The sequence below is a fragment of the Pseudodesulfovibrio mercurii genome, assembly GCF_000189295.2.
GTDB lineage: Bacteria > Desulfobacterota > Desulfovibrionia > Desulfovibrionales > Desulfovibrionaceae > Pseudodesulfovibrio > Pseudodesulfovibrio mercurii.
Genome location: NC_016803.1, coordinates 2288196 through 2314783, shown reverse-complemented (window position 1 = coordinate 2314783; position 26588 = coordinate 2288196). Strand labels below are relative to the sequence as shown.

At 66.8% G+C, this 26588-nt stretch carries 23 protein-coding genes; 17 read left to right on the top strand and 6 right to left on the bottom strand.

What is annotated here, in order from left to right; all coding sequences use genetic code 11:
* Positions 1-203 precede the first annotated feature (203 nt).
* Together DND132_RS10465 and DND132_RS10460 are read left to right on the top strand one after the other, a co-directional pair.
* Positions 204-2909, top strand: coding sequence for a bifunctional acetate--CoA ligase family protein/GNAT family N-acetyltransferase (locus tag DND132_RS10465; protein ID WP_014322711.1), 2706 nt, complete (start codon positions 204-206; stop codon positions 2907-2909).
* 3 nt (positions 2910-2912) lie between these two features.
* Positions 2913-3995, top strand: coding sequence for a glycosyltransferase (locus tag DND132_RS10460; protein ID WP_014322710.1), 1083 nt, complete (start codon positions 2913-2915; stop codon positions 3993-3995).
* Between the two features lie 217 nt (positions 3996-4212).
* Here DND132_RS10460 and pstA read toward each other — a convergent pair whose 3' ends face one another.
* The 4 genes from pstA to DND132_RS10440 all read right to left on the bottom strand — a co-directional run bounded on the left by pstA (position 4213) and on the right by DND132_RS10440 (position 8765).
* Positions 4213-5145 (bottom strand): phosphate ABC transporter permease PstA, encoded by a 933-nt coding sequence (gene pstA / locus DND132_RS10455; RefSeq protein WP_014322709.1) that lies wholly within the window; start codon positions 5143-5145, stop codon positions 4213-4215.
* A 9-nt stretch (positions 5146-5154) separates the two neighbouring features.
* Positions 5155-6081 (bottom strand): phosphate ABC transporter permease subunit PstC, encoded by a 927-nt coding sequence (pstC, locus tag DND132_RS10450; protein ID WP_014322708.1) that lies wholly within the window; start codon positions 6079-6081, stop codon positions 5155-5157.
* 86 nt (positions 6082-6167) lie between these two features.
* Positions 6168-6977 carry a PstS family phosphate ABC transporter substrate-binding protein gene (locus tag DND132_RS10445; RefSeq protein ID WP_014322707.1) on the bottom strand — a complete coding sequence of 270 codons (810 nt, stop codon included), beginning with the start codon at positions 6975-6977 and terminating at the stop codon, positions 6168-6170.
* A gap of 558 nt (positions 6978-7535) precedes the next feature.
* A complete protein-coding gene (locus DND132_RS10440; protein WP_014322706.1) occupies positions 7536-8765 on the bottom strand; it encodes a molybdopterin molybdotransferase MoeA in 1230 nt (409 codons plus the stop codon).
* A 177-nt stretch (positions 8766-8942) separates the two neighbouring features.
* Here DND132_RS10440 and mobB point away from each other — a divergent pair, with 177 nt between their 5' ends.
* Positions 8943-9479: a molybdopterin-guanine dinucleotide biosynthesis protein B gene (gene mobB / locus DND132_RS10435; RefSeq protein WP_014322705.1), complete on the top strand. Its 537-nt coding sequence runs from the start codon at positions 8943-8945 to the stop codon at positions 9477-9479.
* 75 nt (positions 9480-9554) lie between these two features.
* Here the strand turns inward: mobB and DND132_RS10430 are convergent, their stop codons facing one another.
* Both DND132_RS10430 and DND132_RS10425 read right to left on the bottom strand, forming a co-directional pair.
* On the bottom strand, positions 9555-10031 hold the full coding sequence (locus DND132_RS10430) for a DUF3124 domain-containing protein (protein ID WP_014322704.1): 477 nt from the start codon (positions 10029-10031) through the stop codon (positions 9555-9557).
* Between the two features lie 66 nt (positions 10032-10097).
* A complete protein-coding gene (locus tag DND132_RS10425) occupies positions 10098-10832 on the bottom strand; it encodes a sulfite exporter TauE/SafE family protein (RefSeq protein ID WP_148266977.1) in 735 nt (244 codons plus the stop codon).
* Positions 10833-10943: 111 nt separating this feature from the next.
* Here DND132_RS10425 and argJ point away from each other — a divergent pair, with 111 nt between their 5' ends.
* From argJ to DND132_RS10355, 14 genes are all read left to right on the top strand, one after another.
* The gene (gene argJ / locus DND132_RS10420; protein ID WP_014322702.1) at positions 10944-12125 is read left to right on the top strand and encodes a bifunctional glutamate N-acetyltransferase/amino-acid acetyltransferase ArgJ; all 1182 of its coding nucleotides are present in this window, start codon (positions 10944-10946) and stop codon (positions 12123-12125) included.
* Between the two features lie 146 nt (positions 12126-12271).
* Positions 12272-12886 carry an HD domain-containing protein gene (locus DND132_RS10415; protein WP_014322701.1) on the top strand — a complete coding sequence of 205 codons (615 nt, stop codon included), beginning with the start codon at positions 12272-12274 and terminating at the stop codon, positions 12884-12886.
* A 183-nt stretch (positions 12887-13069) separates the two neighbouring features.
* On the top strand, positions 13070-13873 hold the full coding sequence (locus DND132_RS10410; protein ID WP_014322700.1) for an MlaE family ABC transporter permease: 804 nt from the start codon (positions 13070-13072) through the stop codon (positions 13871-13873).
* 9 nt (positions 13874-13882) lie between these two features.
* Complete coding sequence (locus DND132_RS10405) at positions 13883-14743, top strand: ABC transporter ATP-binding protein (protein ID WP_014322699.1); 861 nt, start codon at positions 13883-13885, stop codon at positions 14741-14743.
* Complete coding sequence (gene mlaD / locus DND132_RS10400; protein WP_014322698.1) at positions 14731-15177, top strand: outer membrane lipid asymmetry maintenance protein MlaD; 447 nt, start codon at positions 14731-14733, stop codon at positions 15175-15177. The genes DND132_RS10405 and mlaD overlap by 13 nt, the downstream gene beginning before the upstream one ends.
* A gap of 31 nt (positions 15178-15208) precedes the next feature.
* The gene (locus DND132_RS10395) at positions 15209-15841 is read left to right on the top strand and encodes a Tgt2/MlaC family protein (protein WP_014322697.1); all 633 of its coding nucleotides are present in this window, start codon (positions 15209-15211) and stop codon (positions 15839-15841) included.
* Entirely contained in the window at positions 15841-16674 is an 834-nt protein-coding gene (locus tag DND132_RS10390) for an MlaA family lipoprotein (RefSeq protein ID WP_014322696.1), read from the top strand. Before DND132_RS10395 ends, DND132_RS10390 begins: the two co-directional genes overlap by 1 nt.
* Before the next feature lie 23 nt (positions 16675-16697).
* On the top strand, positions 16698-17177 hold the full coding sequence (locus tag DND132_RS10385) for a metallophosphoesterase family protein (protein ID WP_014322695.1): 480 nt from the start codon (positions 16698-16700) through the stop codon (positions 17175-17177).
* 120 nt (positions 17178-17297) lie between these two features.
* On the top strand, positions 17298-18551 hold the full coding sequence (locus DND132_RS10380) for an ABC transporter substrate-binding protein (RefSeq protein WP_014322694.1): 1254 nt from the start codon (positions 17298-17300) through the stop codon (positions 18549-18551).
* The gene (locus DND132_RS10375; RefSeq protein ID WP_014322693.1) at positions 18548-21121 is read left to right on the top strand and encodes an EAL domain-containing protein; all 2574 of its coding nucleotides are present in this window, start codon (positions 18548-18550) and stop codon (positions 21119-21121) included. Before DND132_RS10380 ends, DND132_RS10375 begins: the two co-directional genes overlap by 4 nt.
* Before the next feature lie 28 nt (positions 21122-21149).
* Positions 21150-22496: a Na+/H+ antiporter NhaA gene (gene nhaA / locus DND132_RS10370; protein WP_014322692.1), complete on the top strand. Its 1347-nt coding sequence runs from the start codon at positions 21150-21152 to the stop codon at positions 22494-22496.
* A gap of 95 nt (positions 22497-22591) precedes the next feature.
* Positions 22592-23326, top strand: coding sequence for a tetratricopeptide repeat protein (locus DND132_RS10365; RefSeq protein WP_014322691.1), 735 nt, complete (start codon positions 22592-22594; stop codon positions 23324-23326).
* Positions 23327-23333: 7 nt separating this feature from the next.
* Positions 23334-24722 (top strand): cobyrinic acid a,c-diamide synthase CobB, encoded by a 1389-nt coding sequence (locus tag DND132_RS10360; protein ID WP_014322690.1) that lies wholly within the window; start codon positions 23334-23336, stop codon positions 24720-24722.
* A 550-nt stretch (positions 24723-25272) separates the two neighbouring features.
* Complete coding sequence (locus tag DND132_RS10355) at positions 25273-26460, top strand: DNA polymerase IV (protein ID WP_041915769.1); 1188 nt, start codon at positions 25273-25275, stop codon at positions 26458-26460.
* Positions 26461-26588: the final 128 nt, after the last annotated feature.

Here is a 26588-nt window from a genome sequence, read left to right as displayed (position 1 = left end):
GACATCCCCTCACGGACCCTATCGGATGTCCCATGGAAAACTTTAGGTTTGTCTATGGTTCTTGAGGTCCGACGACCGGAAGGGGAGGGCGCCGGGCTCCGGGAAACGGGCGGTCCGCGCGTCCATTCTGCGGTTGCCTCATGGCGGCAAAAGGCGCTATCCTTTGCCTAAATCGCTTCCGACACGCCACCCCAAGGAGCCACATGAGCGTCACCAACCTCGAATATCTCTTCAAGCCCACCTCCGTCGCGGTTATCGGGGCCACCAACGATCCGCGCAACGCGGGCAATATCGTCATGCGCAACATCATGGCCGGTGGATTCCTGGGGCCGGTCATGCCGGTCTCGTCCCAGGCCGAGGCCATCGCCGGGGTGCTGACCCATCCCTCGGTCCGGCACCTGCCCAAGACCCCGGACCTGGCCGTGGTCTGCTCGCCCCTGGAGGAGGTCCCGGAGGTCATCCACTCCCTCAAGGAGCGGGGCACCCGCGCGGCCGTCATCATGGGCGCGGGCTTCGCCTCCATGTCCTACGAGGAGAGCCAGGACATCAAGTCCACCATCCTGTCCATCGCCCAGCCGCCGGATATCCGCATCCTCGGGCCCAAGTCCCTGGGCTTCATGGTCCCGTCGCTCAACCTGAACGCCTCCCTGGCCCACGCCCGGGTGGAGCCGGGCAAGGTGGCCTTCATCTCGCAGTCCGACTCGCTTTTCGCCACGGTCCTGGACTGGGCCATCGACAAGGGCGTGGGCTTCTCGCACATGGTCGCCCTGGGCAGCCGCATCGACGTGACCTTCGCCGACATCCTGGACTACCTCGGCTCCGACCCCCTGACCCGGTCCATCATGCTCTACGTGGAGTCCATCAAGGACGCCCGCGAGTTCATGTCCGCGGCCCGGGCCGCCTCGCGCAACAAGCCGGTCCTGGTCATCAGGCCGGGCCAGGCCCTGGACACCGTGCTCGGCGACCTCAAGCTGCGCGAGACCGGCGACGGCCGCCATTCCGACGAGATCTACGACGTGGCCTTCCGCCGGGCGGGCATGCTCCGGGTCGAGGACATCGACGGCCTGTTCGACGCGGCCCAGACCCTGTCCACGCCCCGCCAGGTCTTCGGCCGCAGGCTGGCCATCCTGACCAACGGGACCAGCGCGGGCATCCTGGCCGCCGACCGGCTGCTGGTGGGCGGCGGCGAGATGGCCCCCCTGTCCGAGGAGACCATCAAGGGCATCGACGGGGTCCTCGGCGAGGGCAACTGGTCCCGGGCCAACCCCGTGGACATCCCCTTCAACGCCGACGGCAAGGCCTACTCCGAGGTCCTCAAGCTGCTCATCAAGGACAAGAATTCCAATGGCATCCTGGCCATGCACGTGCCCTGGGCCGCCCAGCCCGACGTGGAGGTGGCCGAGGCCATCCGCGACTCCCTGAAGCGGGTCCGGCGCATGGTCCTGACCGCCTGGCTCGGCTCGGGCAAGGCGGGCCAGGCCAGGGAGATTTTCCGCAACGCGGACATCCCCACCTATGAGACCCCCACCCAGGCGGTCCAGGCCTTCCTGTACATGGCCGAGTACCTGCACAACCAGGAGATGCTCATCGAGACCCCGGACTCCCTGCCCACGGACTTTTTCCCGGACACCTCCAGGGCGCGCGACATCGTGCGCAAGGCCCTGGACACCGGGCGCAAGGCGTTGACCGAGCCCGAGGCCAAGGACATCCTGGCCGCCTACGGCATCCCGGTGGTCGAGACGCGCATCGCCGTGTCCGCCAAGGAGGCGGTCATCGCGGCCGACGCCCTGGGCTACCCCGTGGCCCTGAAGCTGCGCAGCCCCCAGGTGCCCCAGCCCTACGACGTGGGCGGCGTGCTCCTGGACCTGGAGACCCCCGAGCGCGTCTGGGAGGGTGCGGCCTCCATCCTGGCCCGCTGCACCCGCGAGCGGCCCGACGCCTACATCGAGGGGTTCACGGTCCAGAGGATGGGCCGCCGCCCCGGCGCGCACGAGCTGTCCGTGTCCGCCCGCCTGGACCCGGTCTTCGGCCCGGTCCTCCAGTTCGGCCACGGCGGCATGGCCCGCGAGATGATCCAGGACCAGGCCCAGACCCTGCCGCCCCTGTCCATGTCCCTGGCCCGCGAGGTGGTCTCGCGCACGCGCATCAGCACCCTGCTCAAGGGCACCCCGTCCCACGTCCCGGCGGACATCGACGACATCTGCCTGACCCTGATCCAGATATCCCAGCTCATCGTGGACGTGCCGCAGATCACGGCCATCGACATCAACCCGCTCTACGCCGACTCCGAGGGCGTGCTCGCCCTGGACGCCAAGATCGACATCGCCCCGTTCGAGGGCGAGGGCGAGTCCCGGCTGGCCATCCGGCCCTATCCCCGCGAGCTGGAGGAGTGCGTCACCCTCAAGTCCGGCCGCCAGGTCACCCTGCGGCCCATCCGGCCCGAGGACGAGGAGACCCACCGCGCCTTCCTGGCCAACCTGTCGGACGAGGACCTGCGGCTGCGCTTCTTCGGCGTGGTCCAGCGCGAGTTCGACCACAAGGACATCGCCCGCTTCACCCAGATCGACTACGACCGGGAGATGGCCTTTATCGCCACGGCCCTGACCGAGCGCGGCGAGCCCGAGACCCTGGGGGTCATGCGCACCAACACCAAGCCGGACAACTCCGAGGCGGAGTTTGCCATCGTGGTCCGCTCGGACCTCAAGGGCGAGGGGCTGGGTTCCATGCTCTTTTACAAGGGCATCCGCTACACCAAGGAGCGCGGCACCAAGGTGCTCATCGGCCAGACCATGCTCGAGAACAAGGCCATGCAGGGGCTGTCCCGGAAGTTCGGCTTCGAGATCGCGCCCGATCCCCACGACCCGGACCTGGTGGACATGATCCTGGACATGGACACGGTGGACCTTTAGGCCATGAAGCTGCCCCCGGTCCATCACCACACCGGCCTGGAGGCGAGCGGCGGGGCCACCCGCGTGGCCCGGCTGCTCCTCGAAGGGCTCGGGCGGCGCGGGGTGGAGACCTGCCTGTCCTTCGAACTGGCCGAGGAGGCCGACGGCGCGGCCATGCAGCCCGAGGAGTTCGGCGCGCGCCTGCCCGAGGGCACCGTGGCCCACGTGCACTGCACCGGGGATTGGCCCGCCCTGCTCGGGTCCATCCCCACCGGGACCAAGGTGGTCGTCACCCTGCACGACTGCGAGCTGTTCACCGGCGGCTGTCCCTATCCCCTGAACTGCCCCATGCGGGAGGACGGCTGCGCCGACCCCTGCCCGCGCAATTTCCCGGACGCCGAGGGGCTGCGCAAGCGCAAGCTGGCCGAGGTCCGGCGGCTGGAGCCTGCCCTGGTGGCCCCGTCCCGCTGGCTGGCCCGGCTGGCCAGGACCCACCTGCTCCGGCCGGTCCGGGTCATCCCCAACGGCATCCCCTGGCCCACCGGGCTGCGCACCAAGAACGACGCCCGCCGGGCGCTCGGCATCCACCCGGCCGCGCGCGTGGCCCTGTTCGCGGCCCACGGCGGCATGAACGCGGCCTACAAGTCCGGCGACACCTGGCAGGACATCTGGGAGCGCCTCAAGAAGGCCCTGCCCGACCTGGTCTGCTTCGCCGTGGGCGGGGACCGCGAGGAGCGGCGCGACGACTTCATCCTCTGGCCCTACGTGGACCGCGCCAAGCTCGCCCTGCTCATGACCGCGTCCGACGCCCTGCTCTATCCCACCCGCGCCGACAACCACTCCCTGGTCGTCCTGGAGGCCATGGCCGCCGGACTGCCCGTGGTGGCCTACGGCGTGGGCGGCGTGCCCGAACAGATCGTGGACCGCCTGACCGGCATGCTCGTGCCTCCCGGCGACCGCGACCGCTTCGTGGACACCGCCCTGTCCGTCCTGTCCAGCCGCTCCCTGGTCCGCCAGCTCGGCCGCGAGGCGTTCCTGTCCGGCGGCCGGAAATTCACCGCCGAACGCATGGTCGTGGACTACGCCCGGCTGTACGCGGGGTTGTAGCTCTCCTGTCCGTTCGCCCAAGCAAAATCAGAAATAGAAGGCCGCTTCGCGGCGATTGCCGGGTGGTTTCGCCTCCGGCGGGCGAGGGTTCGCCCCCTTGCATCCCTCCATGGCGCCTTTGTCGCGGATGCGTATTCGCTTCGCGGGGAGGTGTCCGATGAAAAAGCCCCCGTACCTGTTGGTACGGGGGCTTTTCGTTCGAGTGTGTGAGGAGGGGCTAGCTGAGTTTCTTGCGCAGGTGCGAGCGGAGCATGATGGCCACCAGGTTCATGCCCAGGACCAGGGCCACCAGGACCAGCGACGTGCCGTACTGGAGGGGCAGGGTGGCCTCGGGGTCGGTGGAGGAAACGGACAGGGAATAGATCTGGTAGGGCAGGGCCATGACTTCGTCGAAGATGGAGCCCGGCAGGGTCGGGTTGTAGCTGGCCGCCGCCGTGAACATGATCGCCGCGGTCTCGCCCGCCGCGCGGGAGATGGACAGGATCGAGCCGGTCAGCACGCCGGGCATGGCCGAGGGCAGGACGACCTTGAAGATGGTCTGCCACTTGGTCGCGCCCAGCCCCAGCGAGGCCTCGCGGTAGGTGTTGGGCACGCTCCGGAGCGCCTCCTCCGAGGTGCCGATGATGACCGGCAGGATGAGCACGGCCAGCGTCATGCAGCCCGAGGCGATGGACACGCCCATGCCCAGGCCGCCCAGATCGCGCCCGGCCACGAAAAAGGCCATGCCGAACAGGCCGAAGACCACGGACGGCACGCCCGCCAGGTTGTTGATGCACAGCCGGACCACGCGCATGAACGGGCCGGGTGCGGCGTACTCGTGCAGGTAGATGGCCGCGGCCACGCCCAGCGGCAGGGCCAGGGCCATGGACCCCAGGGAGAGGTAGAACGTGCCCACGATGCACGGGAAGATGCCGCCCGCCAGGCCGCCCTCGGTGGGCTGTGTGGTCAGGAAATCCCAGCTGATGGCCGGGAATCCGTAGTAGATCATGTAGCCCACGATGATGAACAGGGCCAGGGCGTTGATGGCCACGGCGATCCGGAACAGGCTGAACCAGACCTCCTGGGTCGCCTTGCGCCGGAAGCGCAGGCCCGGGGTGTCCGGGATGTTGGAATCGTTCATGGTCATTTCGGTGCTTGCCATTTCGGTCATGTCCTTTTCCTAGAGGCTGGCCGAGCCGACCTGCTTGTATTTGTGGGCGATGTGGTCGGCCAGGAGGTTGAACAGAAAGGTGATGATGAACAGGACCATGGCGATGGCGAACAGGGCGAAGTAGTGCCGCTCCAGGCCGAAGCTGGTCTCGCCCATCTCGGCGGCGATGGACGCGGGCATGGGCCGGACCGGATCGAAGATCGAGGTCGGGATGCGCGCCGCGCCGCCCGCCACCATGAGCACGACCATGGTCTCGCCGATGGACCGCGACATGCCCAGGATGACCGCCGTGGACAGCCCGGACAGGGACGAGGGCAGGACCACGCGCCAGATGGTCTCGAACCGGGTTGCGCCGAGCGCCAGGGACCCCTCGCGGACCTCGTCCGGCACCGAGTGGATGGCGTCCTCGGCAATGGAGGTGATCGTGGGCACGGCCATGAAGGCCAGCATGATCGAGGCGTTGAGCATGTTCACGCCGAAGCGGATGTTGAACATGTTGAGCAGGATCGGGGCGACCACGACCATGCCGAAGAAGCCGATGACGACCGACGGCAGGGAGGCCAGCAGCTCGACCATGGGCTTGACGATCTCGCGCACCTTGTGGGGCGCGATCTCGGCCAGGTACACGGCGGTCATGATGCCGAGCGGGATGGCGATGAGCGAGGAGAGCAGGGTGACCCAGAAGGAGCCCATGATCAGCGGCAGGATGCCCCAGCGCGGATGCGAGGAGATGGGCTTCCACTGGGTGCCGAAGATGAAGTCGAAGAAATTCAGTCCGCTGATCTTTTCGCCCATGGCGTCGAAGCCGGTGAACGTGGGCAGCGCCTCGGAGATCAGGAAGTACATGATCAGCCCGAGGGCGATGATCGAGGCGCTGGCGCAGAGCAGGAACATGCCCCGGATGAGCTTTTCCTTGTTGGACCGTGAAACGAGCATATGCTGTCCGCCTTTGATGCGTGATCCCGTCGGGGCGGTAAGCCGCCCCGACGGGAAGTTGCGTTCGTCTTTGGTTGCCGTTCGGTCTAGTTGACGGGCACGAAGCCGACTTCGGCGATGATCTTCTGGCCGGCCGGGGACATCACGAAGTCGAAGAACTTCTTGACCTCGCCGGTGGGCTGGCCGCCGGTGTACAGGTTGAGCTTGCGGGCCAGCGGGTAGGTGCCGTCGGCGCCGGTCTTGACGGAGGGCACGATGCCGTTGACGGCCAGGCCCTTGACCTTCGGGTTCAGGAAGCCGAGGCCCACGTAGCCGATGCCGTTCTTGTTGCCGGCGATCTTGCCGGCCATGGCGGCGTTGGAGGGCATGCGGGAGACCAGGTCGTTCTCGTCTTCCTTGTCCATGACCTTCTCTTCCCACACTTCGTAGGTACCGGAGTTGGTCTCGCGGGAGAACAGGGCGATCATGCCGTCGTTGCCGCCGATTTCCTTCCAGTTGCGGACCTTATCCTGGTAGATGTCCTTGAGCTGGGCGGTGGTCAGGGCGCTGACCGGGTTGGAGGGGTGCACGATGGGCACGATGCAGTCCAGGGCGATGATGGTGCGCACGGGCTCGATGCCGTTGGCCTGGCATTTCTTGACTTCGGCGTCCTTCATGGGACGGGACATCATGCCGATGTCGGCGGTCTTGTTGATGATCGCCTTGGCGCCGTCGCCGGAACCGGTGGCGGAGATGGAGAAGTTCACGCCCGGATTGGCGGTCTGGTAGGCGGCCACCAGCTTTTTCATGGCCGGATCAACGGTGGTGGAGCCCTTGACGCGGATCTCCGCGGCGAAGGACAGAGCGGAAACGCTCAGGACGGCCAGGGTCACGAAAGCAATGAGCAATTTTTTCATCAGAAGTACCTTCCTTAAAAATTTATGAAAAAAACCATTCCTCGTCGACGTGTGCCGTAGTGATAGACCCACCGTGTTACATCTTCGTGACGGCCTATCGAAAGCTCCGTGACAGTTTTTGGGGTTGGTCTTCGGGTGGGGAGCGGCTTCCGATAGCGGGCCATCTGCATTTTTCCCAGAGGGCTTTTATCATCACGTATACCCCAAATACGCTGCGGTGAAAGCCCCCAGGAAGAAAATGCACAGCTGACCCACTCTCGAAAGCCTATTCCGAGGGCGGGGGGGGCGACGGGGGGAGAGCCGCTGTCGGGTGGCTGCGCCACCCGAATCGCTCCGGGGGGTGGTGGGGGTTGAGCGCACGGTGCTCAATGGCACCCTGTTTGCCGGGTTGACGCGAAAGTCAATGTGCCCGGTCGCGGGCCGGAATATCAAGCTCGCACCCCGCGAAGCGGCGATAAAAAGTTTAGGAAAGGATGGGGATGGGGGTCCGGGGGAAGGGGAAGGAAAGCCCTTTTCAAAGGGTTTTCCTTCCCCTTCCCCCGGGCGTCGCAGGCGCTCCTAGAACAGCGTGGTCAGTATCTCGGTTTCGTCGCCGGGGGTGATGGTCTGGCCGCTTTGCAGGACGGCGAGGCCGTGGGCCTGGGCCAGGCCGAGCATGGGCGGCACGGTCTTGCCCGCAAGAGGGGTGGCGGTCAGGGTGGAGCCTTGGATTTCGAGGGCGCACTGGACCAGCCATTCGGAGCCGGGCCGGGCGTTGATGGCCTGGGTGAATTGGGCCGTGCGCGGGGTCTCCGGGTCGGGCAGGCCGCGCAGGCGGCGGATGACCGGCAGGATGATCGCGTGGAAGCAGGCGTGGCCCGCGGCGGGCGGGCCGGGCAGGCCGAAGAGCAGGGTCTGGTTGCGCACGGCCGTGAACATGTTCCGGCCGGGCCGGATGTCGATGCGGTGAAAGACGGGCGTGAACCCGGCCTGTTGCGCGGCCTCGAAGGCGAAGTCCCGTTCACTGTTGCCCGTGCCGCCCGTGGTGACCAGGATTTCCGGCAGGTCGGGCGCGGACAGGGCGGCCACCAGCCGGTCCCGGTCGTCCGGGATGACCCCGGTGCGCTCGACCACCGCCCCGGCCGCCTCGAACAGTCCCCGTTGCAGGACCAGGTTGTCCGCCGGAAAGTGCATGGTGCCGGGGTGGTCGCCGTCGTCCTCGGCCGCGCCCGGCTTGGCCAGTTCGCTGCCCAGGGCCAGGAGCCGCGTCCGGGGTCGGGGATGGGCCGGGACGGACGCCACCCGGGTGCGGGTCATGATGGCCGCGGCCTGGGGCGTGATCGGCGCGCCCGCCGGGGTGATCACGGTGTCCCGGGCGATCTCGCCGCCCGCCGCGCGCACGTACCAGCCGGGACGCACGGGCTCGCGCACCAGGATATGACCGTCCGTTTCCTCGACGTCCTCTTCCGCGAAGACCGCGTCCGCGCCGGGCGGCACCGGGCCGCCGGTCAGCACGCGCACGGCCGTGCCCGGCTCGATGGACGGCGGGTTCGCGGACTCGGCGCGCAGGCAGCCGTTCACGGCCAGGCGCACCGGGTCCAGCGACCGGGCACGGGACACGTCTTCGCTGCGCACGGCGTATCCGTCGCGCACCGAACAGGCGTGCTCGGGCACGTCGCACAGGGCGGCCACGTTCCGGGCGGCCACCAGGCCGATGCCGTCCTTGGGCGGCACGGCGCGCGCCTCGACGGGCCGGGCGAGCCGGAGCAGTTTGCGGACCGCGTCCTGGCGGGAGATGGGTGCGGGCATGGGCGTCCTCGGGGTGTTTGCGGGTGGTCTGATGGCATAGTGTCACCCGCTACGTTTGTTGTAAAGGATTGCACCCATTGGCCCCTTAATATATGATTAATGTCTGTCGTCACGTCGTGCCCGGCGCTGTTGCGGACATCCGGGCGCTTTTCCGCATATCAACCATAAGGATCTGAAATGGCGCAGCATATACTTTGCATTGTCGGCAAGAAGAAGTCCGGCAAAACCACCTTTTTGGAGAAACTTCTGCCCGAGTTGCGCAAGCTCGGGCTGTCCGTGGGCGCGGTCAAGCACGACGCCCATTCCTTCGAGATGGACGTGGAGGGCAAGGACTCCTGGCGGCTCAAACGCGCCGGGGCCGAGACCGTGGTGGTCTCCTCGCCCGACCGCGTGGCCATGATCAAGTCCGTGGACCGGGAGCGGTCCCTGGAGGAGCTGGCTGAGACCCTGTTCGCGGACAAGGACCTTGTCCTGGCGGAGGGGTATTTCAGCGCGGACCAGCCCAAGATCGAGGTCTACCGGGCCGACGCCCATGCCCAGCCCCTGTGCGACCGCTACAACCAGCAGGCCAGGAAGCTCATCGCCATGGTCACGGACCGCGGCGTGGACGCCGACGTCCCCAGGTTCGGCCTGGATGACGCCGCCGAGGTGGCGGCCCACATCGCCCGCAAGTACTTCGGCTGGGTCTACAACGGCATGAACACGCACGACTAGGCCGCCGCACCCCGTCTTCCGACAAAAAAAGAGCCGCCCCGAGGGGCGGCTCTTTTCGTTCCGCTGCGTGCGGCCTCAGTCCTCTTCGATGGCCACGCCGTCGCAGACGAAGGAGATGCCCTGGCCCGAGGCCGTCCCGATCATGACCGCCTGGATCACCGGTACGGCCGTGTCCTTCTCGGCCTTCCACTTGACCGTGAAATTGGCCCCGGACCCGCCGGTCAGGTCCCCCTCGGACACGTAGACCTCGCGGGTGGCCATGGGCTTGATGACCACGGGCTCGGCGAAGTGGTCCTTCACCATGGTGCCGTTGTTGTCGTAGTATTTGACCGAGGTCACGGTGATGGCGTGGTTTCGGTCCACGTTGCGGATGGAGAGCAGGGCGGACAGGTTGTACGGCTTGCCCTTGGGCCCCTGGTAGATGTGGGAGTAGATGGGCACGTACACGGTCTGTCCGGTCGAGACGTTGAGCTTGCGCCCGGCCAGGGCGGGCAGGCTCAAGAGCGCCACGGCCAGAACGGCCGCGATCAGGCGAAGGAACGTGGTGCGCATGGGAGGGCTCCTTGGGTATCCGGTTTATGCGGGATAATAGGCCGGTTCGGGGCCGGAAGGCAAGAATTACAGGAAGGCGCGGAGGATCAGCCCCAGGCCGAGCACGCCGATGAGGGCGAAGACGACCCGGCGGTAGGCGGGCTCGGGCAGCCGGTGCCGGACCTTGCTGCCGACGAGGATGCCCAGGAAGACCGGGACGAGCCCCGCCACGGACACGGCGAGGACCTCCATGGAGACCAGGCCGAGGCGGTTCAGGCCGACGAGCATGATCACCGAGGACAGGGTGAAGGAGGTGTTGATGGCCTGGACCAGCTGGTCCTTGGTGATGTCCAGGGACATGAGGTAGGGCAGGATGGGCATGATCTGCGAGCCGGTCAGGCCGTTGACCGCGCCGGTGACCAAGCCCACGGCCGTGTCCAGCAGCGGGCGCTGGACCAGTTGCAGGGTGCCGCCCCACAGCCCCCAGCCGCCGTACAGGAACATGGCCGCGCCCAGGACCAGGCGGGGCGTGGCCGAGGAACTGCCGCCCAGCAGCCACAGGCCGACGAACAGGCCCGGCAGGGTGGCCAGGAGCATGAACCGGAAGCGGCGCAGGATGGGCAAGAACCCGCCCGCGTCGATCATGACCAGGGCGTTGGACAGCACGGACGGGATGATCACCAGGGGGATGGCCTGGCGCACGTCGAGGAACGCGGCCATGATCCCCAGGCAGGTGGTGGCGAAACCGAGCCCGGCGGTCCCCTTGAGGAAGGCGGCGAAGAAGAACGTGGCGAACACGAGGGCGAGGGTGAGCGGGTCCATGGCCACCGGCATACGCCCGCGTGCGGGGAGAGGCAACCACTTCCCCCTTTTCAGCGGCCCGACTCTGCGTTATGCCTGTGGTCGATTCGAAAACAGCATCCGGAGAACCCGATGAAAATACCCGTTGGATACCGCTTCGCCGCGGCGTCGGCGTCGTTCAAGAAGCCCGGCAAACTCGACCTGGGGGCCATCGTCAGCGCGACCCCGGCCGTGGCCGCCGGCGTGTTCACCACCAATAAATTCAAGGCCGCGCCCGTGCTCCAGTGCAAGGAGATGCTGGCCGACGGCCGAAGGATGTCCGGCTTCCTGGTCAACTCGGGCCAGGCCAACGCCTGCACCGGCGACCAGGGCCGTGCCAACTGCCGCGAGACCCTGAACCTGGCGGCGCAGGCCCTGGACGTTCCGGCCGACGAACTGCTGCCCGCCTCCACCGGGGTCATCGGCGCGCAGTTCGACATGCGGAAGTGGGCCGCCGTCATGCCCGCCCTCAGGGAGAGCCTGGCCACGGCCGGTCCCGAGGACACGGCCAGGGCGATCATGACCACGGACACCATGCACAAGCTGGCCGAGGCCTCCTTCGAGCTGCACGGCGGCGAGGTCCGGTTGCTCGGCATGTGCAAGGGCGCGGGCATGATCTCGCCCAAGATGGCGACCATGCTCTGCTTCGTGGTCTGCGACGCGGACGTCTCGGCGCAGGCGTGGCAGGCCATGCTGGCCGACTGCGTGGACCTGACCATCAACCGCGTGACCGTGGACGGCGACATGTCCACCAACGACACGGTCCTGGCCCTGGCCAACGGCGCGTCCGGCGTGGCCGTGGAGTCCGAGGACGATTACGTGGAGCTGCGCAAGCACCTGCTCTCGGTCCTGGAGGAGCTGGCCTACAAGATCGTCATGGACGCCGAGGGCGGCACCAAGGTGGCCTTCATCGAGGTCTCGGGGGCGAAGAACGACGTGGACGCCGAGAAGGTGGCCCGGGCCGTGGGCAACTCGCCCCTGGTCAAGACCGCGCTGTTCGGTTCGGACCCCAACTGGGGGCGGATCATCTGCGCGGCGGGCTACTCGGGCGCGGACTTCCGGGCCGAGGACCTGGTCCTCAAGATCGGCGGCGTGCTGGTCTTCCGCAACGGCACCCCGGAGCCGGGCGACATGGACCACCTGCTCAAGCCGATCATGAAGGAGCGGGACATCGTCATCCACATCGCCGTGGGCAACGGTCCGGGCTCCTCCATGCTGCTCGCCTCCGACCTGACCCGCGACTACGTGTCCATCAACGCGGACTACCGCAGCTAATAAATATACCGATCCCCTGTTCACCCACCCCGCGAAGCGGATATAAAAAGTTTGGGAAAAGAGGGGGATGGGGGTCCGGGGGAAGGGGGAGAACGAACCCTTTTCAAAGGGTTTTTCTCCCCCTTCCCCCGGCCGCCGGAGGCAACATGGCTGACATGAAAGGGCGTGGCAGGTTGACCAGGATCGTTGACTTCTTCAACGAGTGCGGGATGTTGCGCAAGACGCCGAGGACCGGGTACCAGTTTCTGGGCACGGGTTCGGAGAACGTGGCCGAGCATTCCTTCCGCACGGCGGTCATCGGTCACGTGCTGGCCCTGATGGCCGGGGCGGACGTGGCCCGGACCACGTACATGTGCCTGTTCCACGACCTGCACGAGGCGCGCACCGGGGACTTCAACTACGTGGCCCACATCTACAACAAGTCCAGGCGCACCGAGGTGCTGGAGCACGCCACCGAGGGCACGGGGCTGGGCGAGGAGATCCTCGGCTACTGGAAGGAGCTGGAGGAGACCGAGACCCTGGAGGCCAGGCTGGCCCAGGACGCGGACCAGCTGGATTTCATGCTTAATTTGAAGGAAGAGCTGGACCTGGGCAACCGCTACGCCGGGCAGTGGCTGGAGAGCGCGGTCAAGCGCGTGCGCACCGAGTGGGGCCGGGATCTGGCGCAGACCATCGTCGAGACCGACCACAAGGACTGGTGGTTCCTGGGCCCGGACCGGGACTGGTGGGCGCGCAAGAACGGCGGCCCGAACGGGAAATGAGACTTGTCGGAATCGGGAAACTATCCTGATTGTTATGATTACTATATCTAACGGTCTTGCCGTTTAGATTCATATTCGTTAATGATGCCAGAGTAGCAAGCTACGCAACCCGTGCGCCGAGGGCGGCGGGTGCGGTTGTCGGGGTCGGCGGGAGCCGCCGTTCAAGGGCGGGGAGCCATTCGTATGACGGAGAAAACACGCGGGGCGGCCGCGCCTCTGTTTCCCTGCGGGATATGCCGTGAGGTCGTGGACGAGATCGGGAGTCTGACGCTCTTTCTCCTCGATTCCATGCGGCTTGTCTTCGCGGGCCTGGGGCAGTTCCCGAAGATCGTCCGCCAGATCTATTTCATCGGCGTGCAGTCCGTGTCGGTCATCGCCCTGATCGGGCTGTTCACCGGCATGGTCATGGGCATGCAGCTTTACTACGCCCTGTCCGTGTTCGGCGCGGACGGGTTCCTGGGCACGGGCGTGGCCCTGTCCATGGTCCGCGAGCTGGCCCCGGTGCTGACCGCGATCATGCTCACGGGCCGGGCCGGGTCGGCCATGACCGCCGAGATCGGGGTCATGCGCATCTCCGAGCAGATCGATGCCCTGACCATCATGGACATCAACCCCATGCGCTACCTGGTGGCCCCGAAGATGGCCGCCTGCCTGATCAGCTTCCCCATCCTGACCGCGTTCTTCAACCTCATCGCCCTGTGGGGCGGCTGGCTGACCGGCGTGAAGCTGCTCGGGGCCAACGCGGGCGTGTACTGGTCGCGGGTGTCCGGCTCCCTGGACTGGGACGACATCGAGGGCGGCTTCATCAAGTCCATCGTCTTCGGGCTGCTGGTCTGCACCATCTGCTGTTTCGAGGGGTACAACACCCACCTGCGGTCCGGCCACGCCGGGCCCGAGGGCGTGAGCCAGTCCACCACCAGCGCGGTGGTCAAGTCCTGCGTGATCATTCTGGCCGCCGACTACATCCTGACGTCGCTGTTGTGGTAGGGGAGAGGCGTGAGCACGGCACCGAGCATACGACTGGAGGACCTGACCGTGGGGTACGGCGTCACGCCCGTGGTCAGCGACCTGAACATCGAATTTCCCGGCGGGCAGCTGTCCATGATCGTGGGCGGCTCGGGGTGCGGCAAGTCCACGCTGCTCAAGCACATCCTGGGGCTGCAACCGCCCATGGGCGGGCGCATCCTGATGGGCGGCCGCGACCTGGGCGGGATGACCGCCCGGCAGGCCCACTGCATGCGCCAGCGCACGGGCGTGCTCTTCCAGGACGGCGCGCTGCTCGGTTCGCTCAAGCTCAAGGACAACATCGCCCTGCCCCTGCGCGAGCACACCCGGCTCAAGGAGCCCGAGATCATGCGCATCGTTCAGGACCGGCTCGACATGGTCGACCTGGGGCACGCCATGGACCTGTTCCCCAACGAGCTGTCCGGGGGCATGCGCAAGCGGGCCGGGCTGGCCCGCGCCCTGGTCATGGACCCGCAGGTGCTCTTCTGCGACGAGCCCACCTCGGGGCTGGACCCGGTGCTCTCGGCCGAGCTGGACCAGCTGCTGCTGGAGATGATGTGCCATTTCGACATGACCATGGTCGTGGTCACCCACGACCTGGCGAGCATGCGCGGCCTGGCCGACTTCGTGGTCATCCTGGGCGAGCGCCGCTGCCTGTACCAGGGGACCATTGAGGAACTGGAGAAGACCACGGACCCGTACCTGCGCCGGTTCCTGGACCGGCGGGCCCCGGAGCGCGACGCCCCGAGGCTGACCATGCCGCCCATCGACGATTCCATGATGCGGATCGACTGCACCACGGCCCTGGGAGAGAAACTGACCATCCGGAAGGACGACCGATGTTCAAAATAAGGAAAGAGACCGCTGTGGGGATCTTCGTGATCCTGGGGCTGCTGGCCGTTGTCTACATGAGCGTCAAGCTCGGCAACGTTCAGCTCTTCTCGGACAAGTATTACGCGATCAAGGCGAATTTCACCGACATCTCGGGGCTGAAGGTCAACGCCCCGGTGCAGATGTACGGCGTGGAGATCGGCTTTGTGGGCGAGATCGGCCTGGACCAGGAAAAGGGCGTGGCCGCCGTGACCATGATGCTCCTCAAGGAGGTCCAGCTCACGGACGACGCCATCGCGGCCATCAAGACCAACGGACTGATCGGCGACAAGTATGTGAAGATCGTGCCCGGCGGGCTCGGCGACCCGGTCAAGCCGGGCGACACCCTGTTCAACACCCAGCCCGCCATCGACCTCGAGGACCTGATCAGCAAGTTCGCCTTCGGCTCGGTATAGCGGGCCGGGGCGCAACGGAAATAGGAAGCGTATGATTTTGAAACGAATCGCATTGGCCCTTGTCCTGGTCTGCCTCGTGGCCGTCGGCGCATCCGCCGCCGTGGCCGGGCAGTCCCCCACGGAACGCGTGCACGAAGGGGTGGACAAGCTCGTCGAGATGCTGTCCGACCCGGTCATGCAGGACCCGGCCCGGCACGACGAGGCCATTGCCCGGCTGCGCGCCGTGGCCGAGCAGTACATCGACTTCGGCCTGGTCACCATGTACGCCGTGGGACGGCCCTGGCTGGACATGTCGCCCGACCTGCGCACCCGGCTGGTGGACGCGTTCGTCAAGCTGCTCGAGCGCTCCTACCTGAAGCGCATCCCGGCCTACGGCGGCCAGGACGTGAACTACACGCGGGAGGAGATCGCCGGCAAGAACGCCAAGGTCCAGACGGAAATCATTGACAAAGACAAAAAAATAATAGTTGAATTCCGCTTGAAAATCGTTCAAGGGAAATGGATGATTTACGATGTCATCGCCGAGGGCGTGAGCCTGGTGATGAATTATCGCAGCCAGTTCGCCGAGGTCCTGAACAAGGGCACCGGCGAAGATTTGCTGAAAACCATCCAGGATCGCATCGAACAGATCGATCAGGGCAAAGAGGAAGAACCGGCATCGTGATGAGGGCTGAAGAAACGGGCTTTCGCCTGCTGGCCGTCGTGCTGACCGCCGCGCTCCTGCTGGGAGTCGCGGGGGTCTGTTTTGCCGCCGATTCCCCGGCCGGTTCCGTGCAGGTGGCCCAGTTCGGCGGCGAGCCCGCCGCCGCGCCCGACTCCAGGGATGCGGCCACCGACTTCGACGAGTTCGACGCGGCCTACGCCGACCAGCCCCTGGTCAGCGATCCGCTGTCCGGCTGGAACCGGTTCTGGTTCCAGATCAACGACTCCCTGTACCGGGGCGTGTTCCGGCCCATGGCCCAGGGCTATGCCTGGGTGCTCCCGCCCCGGCCCCGCACCTGGGTCTCCAACTTCTTCACCAACCTGCTCTTCCCGGTCCGCTTCCTCAACGACCTTTTGACCGGCAAGTGGGACGCCGCCTACATGGAGACCTCCAAGTTCGTGGCCAACACCTCGTTCGGCGTGCTCGGCCTGGGCGACGTCACCGAGGGCATGCCCAGGAACTGGGAGCCCGAGCGGCCCACGGCCGACGGCTTCGACCAGACCCTGGGCAAGGCCGGGTTCGGCACCGGCATCTACCTGGTCTGGCCGTTCATCGGCCCGAGCTCCATCCGGGGTTCCGTGGGCTGGCTGGCCGACGCCTATTGCGACCCGCTGACCTACGGCCGGTTCACCTTCGTCGAGTTCCTGGGCATCCGCGCCTACAAGAACCTGAACGAACTCTCCCTCCAGCTCGAGGGCAACGAGTACGAGACCCTGACCGAGGGCGCGGTGGACAAGTACGCCGCGGTGCGCGACGCCTACATCCGGTTCCGCGCCAAGAAGGTCGCCGAATAGCCGCTTCTCCCCCTTTCCGGACCATGCAGATCGCCGTCATTTCGGACACCCACATGGGCACGCCGCCCGCCTGGCTTGACGCGGTCTACGCCCGCTGGCTCGGCCCGTCGGACGTCCTCATCCACTGCGGGGACATCACCTCCTCGGCGGCCTGGTCCTACTTCCTGCAACACGACAATTTCCTGTGCGTGCGCGGCAACTGCGACTGGGACCCGGAACTGGCCGAGCGCCTGGAGCCCATGCTCACCGCCCAGGTGGGGCCGCTCAAGGTCGGCGTGACCCACGGCTGGGGCCCGCGCTCCCAGGTGCCGGTCCAGGTGGCCCGCGCCTTCGGGCCGGATTTCGACCTGGTCTGCTACGGCCACACCCATGCCCGGGACTGGTCCGTGGTCGAGGGCGTGCGGGTCTGCAATCCCGGTTCCCTGGGCGAGAACGGCTCCCTGGCCCTGGTCCACGTGGACCGGGACGGCGGCCTGCGTTGCGAATTCATCGACGCGCTCTAGGCCGACCCCGGAGCCGGGCCGCGTTCGTCCCCTTTTCCGGGCCGGAACGAGCCCGTTCGCCCCTTCGGAGACCCTCCCGCACCGGTTGCACTTTCATGCCAGGAATGGCATGAAGCTAGCGTGGATAAATTGAGGAAAATACTGCCCGTTGCAGCCCTGTTCGCGCTGCTCGTCGTGCTCTTGCGGCCCGCGCCGGTCCCGGCCGGGACCGAGGCGGACCGCGAGCTGGTCTTCGGCATGTCCGCGGCCTTCACCGGGGCCAACGGGGAACTGGGCATCGAGTACTACCGCGGGCTCATGGCCTACATCGAATACTACAACGCCAGGGCGGGGGAGCACGGCCGGACCATCCGGGTCAAGCCCGCCAACGACGGGTACAACCCCGCTCCCTGCTTCCAGAACACGGTCAACTTCATCGTCCGCGACCACATCTTCGCCCTGGCCGCCTACGTGGGCACGCCCACGGCCACCCACGTCCTCCCCCTGCTCCAGAAGTTCGAGGACCGGCACGTCTGCATGCTCTTCCCCTTCACCGGGGCCCAGCCCCTGCGCGCCGAGCCCTTCGGCAAGTACGTCTTCAACCTGCGCGCCTCCTATTTCGACGAGACCCGCGCCCTGGTGGACCACCTCCTCGACGTCGGCCGGGACCGCGTCGGCGTCTTCTACCAGTCCGACGCCTACGGCCGCACCGGCTGGGACGGGGTGCGCCGCGCCCTGGCCGCCCACGGCCTGCACATCGTGGCCGAGGCCGCCTACCGCCGGGGGGCCGCCTTCGGGCAGGACTTCACCTTCGAGGCGCGGCACCTCATGGACGCGGGCGTGGACGCCATCATTGTGGTCGGGACCTACGCCTCCCAGGCGGCCTTCATCCGTGACGCCCGCAACCAGGGGTGCGGCCTGCCCATCGCCGGGCTGTCCTTCACCGACAGCGACAAGATGCTCGACCTGCTCAAGGCCGAGAGCGAGCGGACCGGCACGGACTACACGCGCGACCTGATCCAGTCCCAGGTGGTCCCGAGCTATGAGGAGACCGACCTGCCCGGCGTGCGCTTCTACCGCGAGGTCATGGGCAAGTACGAGGGCGGGATCATGCCCTCGGGCGAGCCCTATTCCCCGCGCCGCTACAGCTTCGTCAGCTTCGAGGGCTTCCTGAACGGCCGGTTGCTGGCCGAGCTGGTCCGGCGCATGGGCGACAATCCGTCGCGCGAGCGCATCCCCGAGGTCATGGAGTCCATCCGCGACTTCGACCTGGGCATCGGGGTCAACGCCCGCTTCGGGCCGGGCCGTCACCAGGGGCTCGACGCCATCTATCTGACCACGGTCCGGGACGGCCGGTTCCGGTCCATCGGCAGCTGGGAGAGGTGGCGCAAATGAAGGCCCCCAAGCTGTTCGTCAAGCCGCTGCTGTTCATGGTCGTGGTCTTCGGCGTGATCGCGGTGGTCACCTCCATGACCTTCTCCCACCGGCTCAGGCGCGAGATGACCCGCGAGTACGAGTCCAAGGCCCTGGCCCTGGCCCGGTCCGTGGCCGAGTCGGACATCGCCACCATCCTCAGCCAGGACGCCGGGTCCCTTCAGGGCCGCATCGACCAGTACCTGACCATCAACGCGGTCTCCTACGTGCTCGTGGCCGATGAGAACGGCAACGTCCTGGCCCACACCTTCGTGCCGGTCATCCCGGACAGGATCATGCGGTTGGTGGCCGAGACCCCCAGGGTGGAGACCCGCGAGGAGCACATCCTGCGCGACGTGGTCCTGGACGGCAAACGGTTCCTGCACGTGTCGAGCCCCATCCTGTCGGGCCTGGCCGGGGACGTGCACATCGGCATGGACTACGCGGTCATCGACCAGAACATCCACGAGGCCGTGCTCGAACAGCAGGTGGTCATGCTCATCCTGTTCGGGGCCAGCCTGCTCCTGGTCTTCCTGTTCATCATCAACATCTCCAAGCCGCTCCGGCAGCTGACCGAGTACGCCGGACGGGTGGCGGTCAAGGACTTCGGTCCGGTGCCGTCCATCGAGTCCGACGACGAGGTCGGGCAGCTGGCCAGGGCCATGGAGGCCATGACCGGCCAGATCTCCGAGCTGGTCGGCAATCTCGAGGACCGGGTCCGGCAGAAGACCCGCGAGTTGCAGGAGGCCCGCGACGCCCTCAAGCAGAAGGTCGAGGAGCGCACCAGCGAGCTGATGCGCACCAACACCCAGCTCAAGATCGAGATCGCCGAGCGCAAGGTCATCGGCGATGCCCTGCGCAAGGCCGAGAAGAAGTACCGGACCATCTTCGAGAACGCGGTGGAGGGCATCTACCAGTCCTCCTATTCGGGCCGGTTCCAGGACACCAACCCGGCGCTGGCGCGCATCCTCGGCTACAAGTCCCCCGAGGACCTGATGAGCTCCATCTACGACATCGGCACCCAGATGTACGTGGACCCGGACCGGCGCAAGGAGTTCCTGCGCCTCATCGAGGAGCGCAACGAGGTCAAGAATTTCGTGTCCAAGGTGCGCAAGCGCGACGGCCGGATCATCTGGGTCGCGGAGAACGCGCGCAAGATCGTGGACGAGAACGGCAACATCGTCTGCTTCGAGGGGTCCATCGAGGACATCACCATGCGCAAGAAGGCCGAGGACCAGCTCAAGCGCCAGGCCTTCCACGACCCCCTCACCGGCCTGCCCAACCGCGCCCTGTTCCTGGACCACCTGCGCATGGCCATGGAGCGCTCAAGGCGGCGCAAGCACATGTTCGCGGTCCTGTACATGGACCTGGACCGCTTCAAGGTGGTCAACGATTCGCTGGGCCACGACGCGGGCGACGAGCTGCTGCGCGGGGTGGCCCGCGTGCTCGAGCAGTGCGGCCGGTCCGTGGACACCATCGCCCGGTTCGGCGGCGACGAGTTCGCCATCCTCCAGGAGGAGATCTCCGCGCCCAAGGACGCCATCGCCATCGCCCGGCGCATCCTCGAGGGCGTGCGCCAGCCCTTCACCATCGGCGGCAACGAGGTCTTCACCTCGGCCTCGCTCGGCATCGTCCTCAAGACCGACGGCTACGACCGGCCCGAGGCGCTCCTGCGCGACGCGGACACGGCCATGTACCGGGCCAAGGAGCTGGGCAAGTCGCGCTTCAAGGTCTTCAACCGCAAGATGCACGACCAGGCCCTCCAGCTCATGGAGCTGGAGACCGACCTGCGGCGCGCCGTGGACCTGCGCGAGTTCGAGGTGGTCTACCAGCCCATTGTGGAGCTGGCCACCCGGCGGGTCTGCGGGTTCGAGGCCCTGGTCCGCTGGCGCCATCCCGAGCACGGGATCATCGGGCCGGGCGACTTCATCTCCCTGGCCGAGGACACCGGCCTGATCTACGCCATCGACAACCTGGTCCTGGAGGAGGCCTGCGCCCAGGTGCGGCGCTGGCAGACCCTGGTCGGGGTCACGGACGGCGGCGAACTGACCGTGAACATCAACATCTCGGGCAAGCACTTCGGCCAGTCCATGCTCGCCGGGCAGATATCCCGCGCCCTGGACGACTCCGGGCTGTCCGCCGACGCCCTGAACATCGAGATCACCGAGTCCGCCCTCATGGACAACCCCAACGTGGCCGAGGACATACTGCAGCAGCTCAAGGATCTCGGCGTGCACATCTGCATTGACGACTTCGGCACGGGCTACTCGTCCCTGTCCTACCTCCAGCGCTTCCCCATCGACGTGGTCAAGGTGGACCGCAGCTTCATCGTGGCCGTGGACACGGACCAGGACAGCCAGGCCATCGTGCGCACGGTCTTTTCCCTGGGCGAGTCCATGGGGCTCAAGATCGTGGCCGAGGGCGTGGAGACCTCGGGCCAGCTGGAATTCCTGGAGCGGGAGGGGTGCCGCTTCGTGCAGGGCTATTTCTTCTACAAGCCCATGAGCGTGGCCGACGTGGACCACCTGCTCGAAGGCCAGCGGCGCGTCTGAGGCGCGGCGGCGGAAACGGAGGCCGGACATGCCCATACGCGACTACATCACCTGCGGGGTGGAGCCCATCGAACAGGTGCTTATGCCGTTCCATGAGTTCTTCCGCTCCAAGTCCACGGGCGGGGTCCTGCTCATCGCCAGCGCCCTCGTCGCCCTGGTCTGGGCCAACTCCCCCTGGGCCGCCTCCTACGACGGGCTGTGGCGGACCGAGTTCACCGTGGGCTTCGGCGCGGCCGCCCTGTCCAAGCCGGTCATCCTGTGGGTCAACGACGGGCTCATGGCCCTGTTTTTCTTCGTGGTCGGGCTGGAGATCAAGCGCGAGTTCCTGGTGGGCGAGCTGTCCTCGCGCAGCCAGGCCGTGCTGCCCATCGCCGCGGCCGTGGGCGGCATGGTCGTGCCCGCCACCCTCTACGCGCTGGTCAACCACGGCGCGCCCTCGGCCCCTGGCTGGGGCATCCCCATGGCCACGGATATCGCCTTCGCGCTCGGCATCCTGGCCCTGCTCGGCGACCGCGTGCCGTACCAGATCAAGATCTTCCTGACCGCCGTGGCCATCGTGGACGACATCGGCTCCATCCTGGTCATCGCCCTGTTCTACACGGCGGATATCTCGCTGACCATGCTCGGCCTGGGCGCGGCCTGCCTGGCCCTGGCCTTCGGGGCCAACCGGCTGGGCGTGCGCACTCCGGTCTTCTACGCCCTGGCGGGCTGCCTGCTGTGGTTCTTCGTGCTCAAGTCCGGAGTCCACTCCACGGTGGCTGGCGTGCTCATGGCCCTGACCATTCCGGCCCGTTCGCGCTGCGACGCCGAGGCCTTCTCGTCCAACGCCGACCGGCTGCTCGCGGACTACCGCAAGGCGGCCGGACCGGGCCAGACGGTCCTGACCAACCGCGACATGCACTCGGCCCTGCTGTCCATGCAGCGCATCGTCACCCGCGCCGAGACCCCGCTGCAACGGCTGGAGCACGCCCTGCACCCCCTGGTGGACTACGTGATCATGCCGGTCTTCGCCCTGGCCAACGCGGGCGTGGCCCTGTCCGGCGGCATCGCCGCCGAGGCCGTGCCTGCGGCCCTGGGCACGGCGCTCGGCCTGGTCCTGGGCAAGCCCGTGGGCATCGTGCTCATGGTCCTGCTGATCGTCCGTTTCTCCGAGGGGTACCCGCGCGGCGTGACGCTGCGGCACTTCATCGGGGCGGGCATGCTCGGCGGCATCGGCTTCACCATGTCCCTGTTCATTGGCGCCCTGGCCTTCGGCAATGAACCGGCCCTGCTGGCCGGGGCCAAGACCGCCGTGCTCGGCGCGTCCCTGCTGGCGGGCGCGGGCGGCTACCTGGTCCTGCGCACCGCGCCCAGGCCCGAGCCGCCGAAGGCGTAGAACGCTTCCTATCGGGCCCGATCCGTTGTATCCTTCCCGGAAGACCGCGGCCGACTCCTGTTTCAAACCCGCAAGCCACCGGACGACGAGGGACAATGCAGAGCGAACAAGGACCCATCGAGGGCGTTTTTTCCATCGAGCGCATGGCCAAGATCGGCACGGGCACCACGGCCCGGCGGGTCAGCCAAGCGGCCCTGTACTACGTCAGGGAAGTGGAGGACGAGAGGATCGAACTCCAGGGGCTGAACAACAGGCACGTGCCCTTCGGCCCGGTGGAGACCATCTCCAAGGACGAACTGCTGTCCGACTACCTGCCCATGCCCCAGCTCTTCAAGGAGGTGGTCGGCAACCTGCGCATGGTCCAGAAGTCCGTGGCCCGGGGCGACAAGTTCCGCAAGCGCGGCGAGAACTTCACCGCCGAGTACGAGTACGCCAACGCCCTGAACCTGGACGAGCAGAACGTGCGCGCCAACTTCGGCATCGGCCTGTGCCTCCTGTCCCGGGACGAGGAGGACAAGGCCAAGAAGGTCTTCGACCGCATCCTCGGCCTGGACACCGCCTTTTCCGACGACCACAAGCACCTCTTCAACGAGTACGGCATCGCCCTGCGCAAGAAGAAGCTCTTCGGCCAGGCCGTGGACTACTACCGCCGCGCCCTGGAGCTCTCCAACGACGACGAGAACCTCTGGTACAACCTGGCCCGGGCCCAGTTCGAGCGCCGGGAGTGGGGTGCCTGCGCCGAGGCCCTGGCCAAGTGCCTGGGCCTGGCCCCGGACCACGAGGAGGGGCGCAAGATGATGGATTTCCTGACCAGGAAGGGTCTGGTCTAGGGGGGCGATGGTGAGCGCGGTCAAGGGGTTCGTCATCGCCGGAACGCACAGCGGGTGCGGCAAGACCTCCATCTCCCTGGGGCTGATGGCCTCTCTGGCCCGCCGGGGCAGGCGGGTCCAGCCCTTCAAATGCGGCCCGGACTTCATCGACCCCGGCCACCACGCCCTGGCCTGCGCCGTGGACGGCCACCCCGTGCCGAGCCACAACCTGGACGGCTGGATGCTCGACGAGGCCACCAACCTGGACCTTTTCAACCGCTACGCCGCCGAGTGCGACGTGGCCGTCATCGAAGGGGTCATGGGGCTGTTCGACGGCATTTCGGGCACGGGCGACGCAGGGTCCACGGCCCAGATGGCCAAGATCCTCGGCCTGCCCGTCATCCTGGTGGTGGACGCGCGCTCCATGGCCCGGTCCGCCGCGGCCCTGGTGGCCGGATACGCCGACTTCGACCCCGCGGTGACCATCGCCGGGGTGATATTCAACCGCGTGGGCAGCCCGGCCCACGCCGAGCTGCTGCGCGAGGCCATGACCCTGGTGCCGGACGTGCCCGTGCTCGGCGTGCTCGGCCGCGACGAGGACATCTCCACCCCGTCGCGCCACCTGGGGCTGGTCACGCCCGAGCAGGACGGCCCGGACATGGACCGCTACCAGCGGCTGGCCGACTGGGTCGAGACCGGCCTGGACCCGGACGCGCTCCTGGCGCGCCTGCCCGAGGTGGAGGCCGTGCCGCCCTTCGAGCCCGTGCCCCAGCTGCCGCGCGTGACCATCGGCCTGGCCAGGGACGACGCCTTCTGCTTCTACTATGAGGAGAACCTGCGCCTGCTGCGCGAGGCGGGCGCGCGCCTGATCGAGTTCTCCCCCCTGAACGACCCGCACCTGCCCGAACACCTGGACGGCCTGTATCTCGGCGGCGGCTACCCCGAGCTGTACGTCTTCGAGCTCGGCCAGAACACGCGCATGCGTCGCGACATCAAGGAATTCTGCGAGTCCGGCCGCCCGGTCTACGCCGAGTGCGGCGGGTTCATGCTGCTCATGAACGACATCATCACCGGCCGGGGCCGCTACGCCATGGCCGGTGTCTACCCGGTGCGCGCCGAGATGAACGAGAAGTTCCGCGCTCTGGGCTACCGCGAGATCACGGCCCGCGAGGCCACCCTCCTCGGCCCGGCCGGGACCACGGCGCGCGGCCACGAGTTCCACTATTCCTCCATCCAGGACCATGACCCCGAGCTCTTGCACCCTGTCTATGCCATGGCCGGGCGCAAGGGCCCCCTTGAGGAGCCGGAGGGCTTTGTGACGTGGAATGTGTTGGGGTCTTACGTCCACCTTCATTTCGGGTCTAATCCGGAAATCCCGAAGGCATTCGTTAAGGCGTGCATGGACGTTGCGCGGTAAGCGGCTTCCGATAGCGGGCCATCTGCACATTTTTTCCGGCCGCGCCAATTCTCACGTAGACGGCTATCGCTGCTGTCGTCATCTCTAAGACCGAGCAAGCTCGGCCTAAGAGCTGATGCACGCTGCGGTTGTCGCGGCCGGAAGAAAATGCACAGCTGACCCACTCTCGATAAATCCGCAGGACAGCGGATTTGGACGTTGCGGTCTTTCCGCAACGCCCCGAAGGGGTGAGCCCCAGGACGGGGCGAATCAAAGCCTAGTGCGAGCGCGGTAAGAAAGCCGCTGTCGGGTGCTGCGCACCCGAAACGCTCAAGAAAGAATGAATACAGGACCTTTGACTCGGTGGGGGGACAGAGGCCTTTTGTTGTGAATTGCCCCGCGAAGCGGCGATAAAAAGTTTGGAAGGGGGGGCCAGGGGGGAAACTTTTTCAAAAGTTTCCCCCCTGGCCGATCGCTGCTGTCCTCATCCGTAGGGCTCGAAGACTCGCCAACGGCTGAAGCCCGGAGGCATCCCCTTAACAAACGGGGCGGGACCGGGTAAAATTTGAAAATGCGGACGTGGATACTTCATATCGACATGGATGCGTTTTTCGCTTCCGTGGAGCAGATGGACAACCCGGAGCTCAGGGGCAAGCCTGTGGCCGTGGGCGGGACTTCGGACCGCAGTGTGGTTTCGGCGGCCAGTTACGAGGTGCGCAGGTACGGGGTGCACTCGGCCATGTCCGTGGTCAAGGCGCGCAAGCTGTGTCCGGAGATCATATTGGTGCCGGGGCGCATGGGCCGGTACAAGGAGGTCTCGCACCTGGTCATGGACGCACTGCGGGAGTTTTCACCCACGGTGGAGCAGGCCAGCGTGGACGAGGCGTATCTGGACGGCACGGGATTGGAGCGGCTGTTCGGGCCGGTGGACGAGATCGGGCGGCGGATCAAGGCGCGGGTGAAGGAGGCCACGGGGCTGACCTGTTCCGTGGGCGCGGCCCCGGTTCGCTTCCTGGCCAAGATCGCCTCGGACATGGACAAGCCGGACGGCATGTTCATCGTCCGCCACGAGGAGGTCGCGGAATTTCTGCAAACCCTGCCCGTGGGCAAGATTCCGGGGGTGGGGGCCAAGCTGCTGGAGGTGCTCAAGCGGCTCGGGGTGCGCACCTGCGGGGACATCCTGCTCAAGCCCGGGGAGTACTGGGAGGAGCGGCTGGGCAAGTACGGCGCGGCCCTGTACGACCGGGCGCGCGGCATCGACCCCACGCCGGTCACGCCCTGTGAGGCGGCCAAGAGTTGCAGCGCGGAGAACACCTTCCGCGAGGACACCACGGACCGCGCCCTGCTCAGGAAGTGGCTCCTGGCCCAGTCCGAGCGGGTGGGCGAGGACCTGCGCCGCCACGGGTACAAGGGACGCACCGTGACCCTGAAGGTCAAGTACGCGGACTTTTCCCAGATCACCCGGTCCCGGAGCCTGGAGGCGCGCACGGACAACACGGCGGTGATCTTCGAGACGGCCTGCGGGCTGCTGGAGCAGGTCAAGCTGCCCAGGGCCGTGCGGCTCATCGGGGTGGGGGTGTCCAACTTCGGGGCCCGGCCCCGGCAGGTGACCCTTTTCGAGGAGGCCCCCCGGCGGCAGGAGGCCACCAGCGAGCTGGACAAGGCCGTGGATCGGGTCCGGCGCAGGTTCGGCGGCCAGGCCGTGACCCGCGTTGAGCTGCTGGGCTTCAAGAAAAAGCCAACCAATTCGGCGGATTGATCCGGCCGGGCGGGAATCGGCGGTTGCGACTTGCCAAAATTGGAGAACATTACTACATAGAAGCATTGAGGGAATGAACGCAACGCCCACCGACTGCGGGCATGTCCAGACAACAACTATTTGTGAGT

Excerpts from the sequence above, each read along its gene's own strand:
- DND132_RS10465 (WP_014322711.1), top strand. The coding sequence starts at position 204 with ATGAGCGTCACCAACCTCGAATATCTCTTCAAGCCCACCTCCGTCGCG.
- DND132_RS10460 (WP_014322710.1), top strand. The coding sequence starts at position 2,913 with ATGAAGCTGCCCCCGGTCCATCACCACACCGGCCTGGAGGCGAGCGGC.
- pstA (WP_014322709.1), bottom strand. The coding sequence starts at position 5,145 with ATGACCGAAATGGCAAGCACCGAAATGACCATGAACGATTCCAACATC.
- pstC (WP_014322708.1), bottom strand. The coding sequence starts at position 6,081 with ATGCTCGTTTCACGGTCCAACAAGGAAAAGCTCATCCGGGGCATGTTC.
- DND132_RS10445 (WP_014322707.1), bottom strand. The coding sequence starts at position 6,977 with ATGAAAAAATTGCTCATTGCTTTCGTGACCCTGGCCGTCCTGAGCGTT.
- DND132_RS10440 (WP_014322706.1), bottom strand. The coding sequence starts at position 8,765 with ATGCCCGCACCCATCTCCCGCCAGGACGCGGTCCGCAAACTGCTCCGG.
- mobB (WP_014322705.1), top strand. The coding sequence starts at position 8,943 with ATGGCGCAGCATATACTTTGCATTGTCGGCAAGAAGAAGTCCGGCAAA.
- DND132_RS10430 (WP_014322704.1), bottom strand. The coding sequence starts at position 10,031 with ATGCGCACCACGTTCCTTCGCCTGATCGCGGCCGTTCTGGCCGTGGCG.
- DND132_RS10425 (WP_148266977.1), bottom strand. The coding sequence starts at position 10,832 with ATGGACCCGCTCACCCTCGCCCTCGTGTTCGCCACGTTCTTCTTCGCC.
- argJ (WP_014322702.1), top strand. The coding sequence starts at position 10,944 with ATGAAAATACCCGTTGGATACCGCTTCGCCGCGGCGTCGGCGTCGTTC.
- DND132_RS10415 (WP_014322701.1), top strand. The coding sequence starts at position 12,272 with ATGGCTGACATGAAAGGGCGTGGCAGGTTGACCAGGATCGTTGACTTC.
- DND132_RS10410 (WP_014322700.1), top strand. The coding sequence starts at position 13,070 with ATGACGGAGAAAACACGCGGGGCGGCCGCGCCTCTGTTTCCCTGCGGG.
- mlaD (WP_014322698.1), top strand. The coding sequence starts at position 14,731 with ATGTTCAAAATAAGGAAAGAGACCGCTGTGGGGATCTTCGTGATCCTG.
- DND132_RS10395 (WP_014322697.1), top strand. The coding sequence starts at position 15,209 with ATGATTTTGAAACGAATCGCATTGGCCCTTGTCCTGGTCTGCCTCGTG.
- DND132_RS10390 (WP_014322696.1), top strand. The coding sequence starts at position 15,841 with ATGAGGGCTGAAGAAACGGGCTTTCGCCTGCTGGCCGTCGTGCTGACC.
- DND132_RS10385 (WP_014322695.1), top strand. The coding sequence starts at position 16,698 with ATGCAGATCGCCGTCATTTCGGACACCCACATGGGCACGCCGCCCGCC.
- DND132_RS10375 (WP_014322693.1), top strand. The coding sequence starts at position 18,548 with ATGAAGGCCCCCAAGCTGTTCGTCAAGCCGCTGCTGTTCATGGTCGTG.
- nhaA (WP_014322692.1), top strand. The coding sequence starts at position 21,150 with ATGCCCATACGCGACTACATCACCTGCGGGGTGGAGCCCATCGAACAG.
- DND132_RS10365 (WP_014322691.1), top strand. The coding sequence starts at position 22,592 with ATGCAGAGCGAACAAGGACCCATCGAGGGCGTTTTTTCCATCGAGCGC.
- DND132_RS10360 (WP_014322690.1), top strand. The coding sequence starts at position 23,334 with ATGGTGAGCGCGGTCAAGGGGTTCGTCATCGCCGGAACGCACAGCGGG.
- DND132_RS10355 (WP_041915769.1), top strand. The coding sequence starts at position 25,273 with ATGCGGACGTGGATACTTCATATCGACATGGATGCGTTTTTCGCTTCC.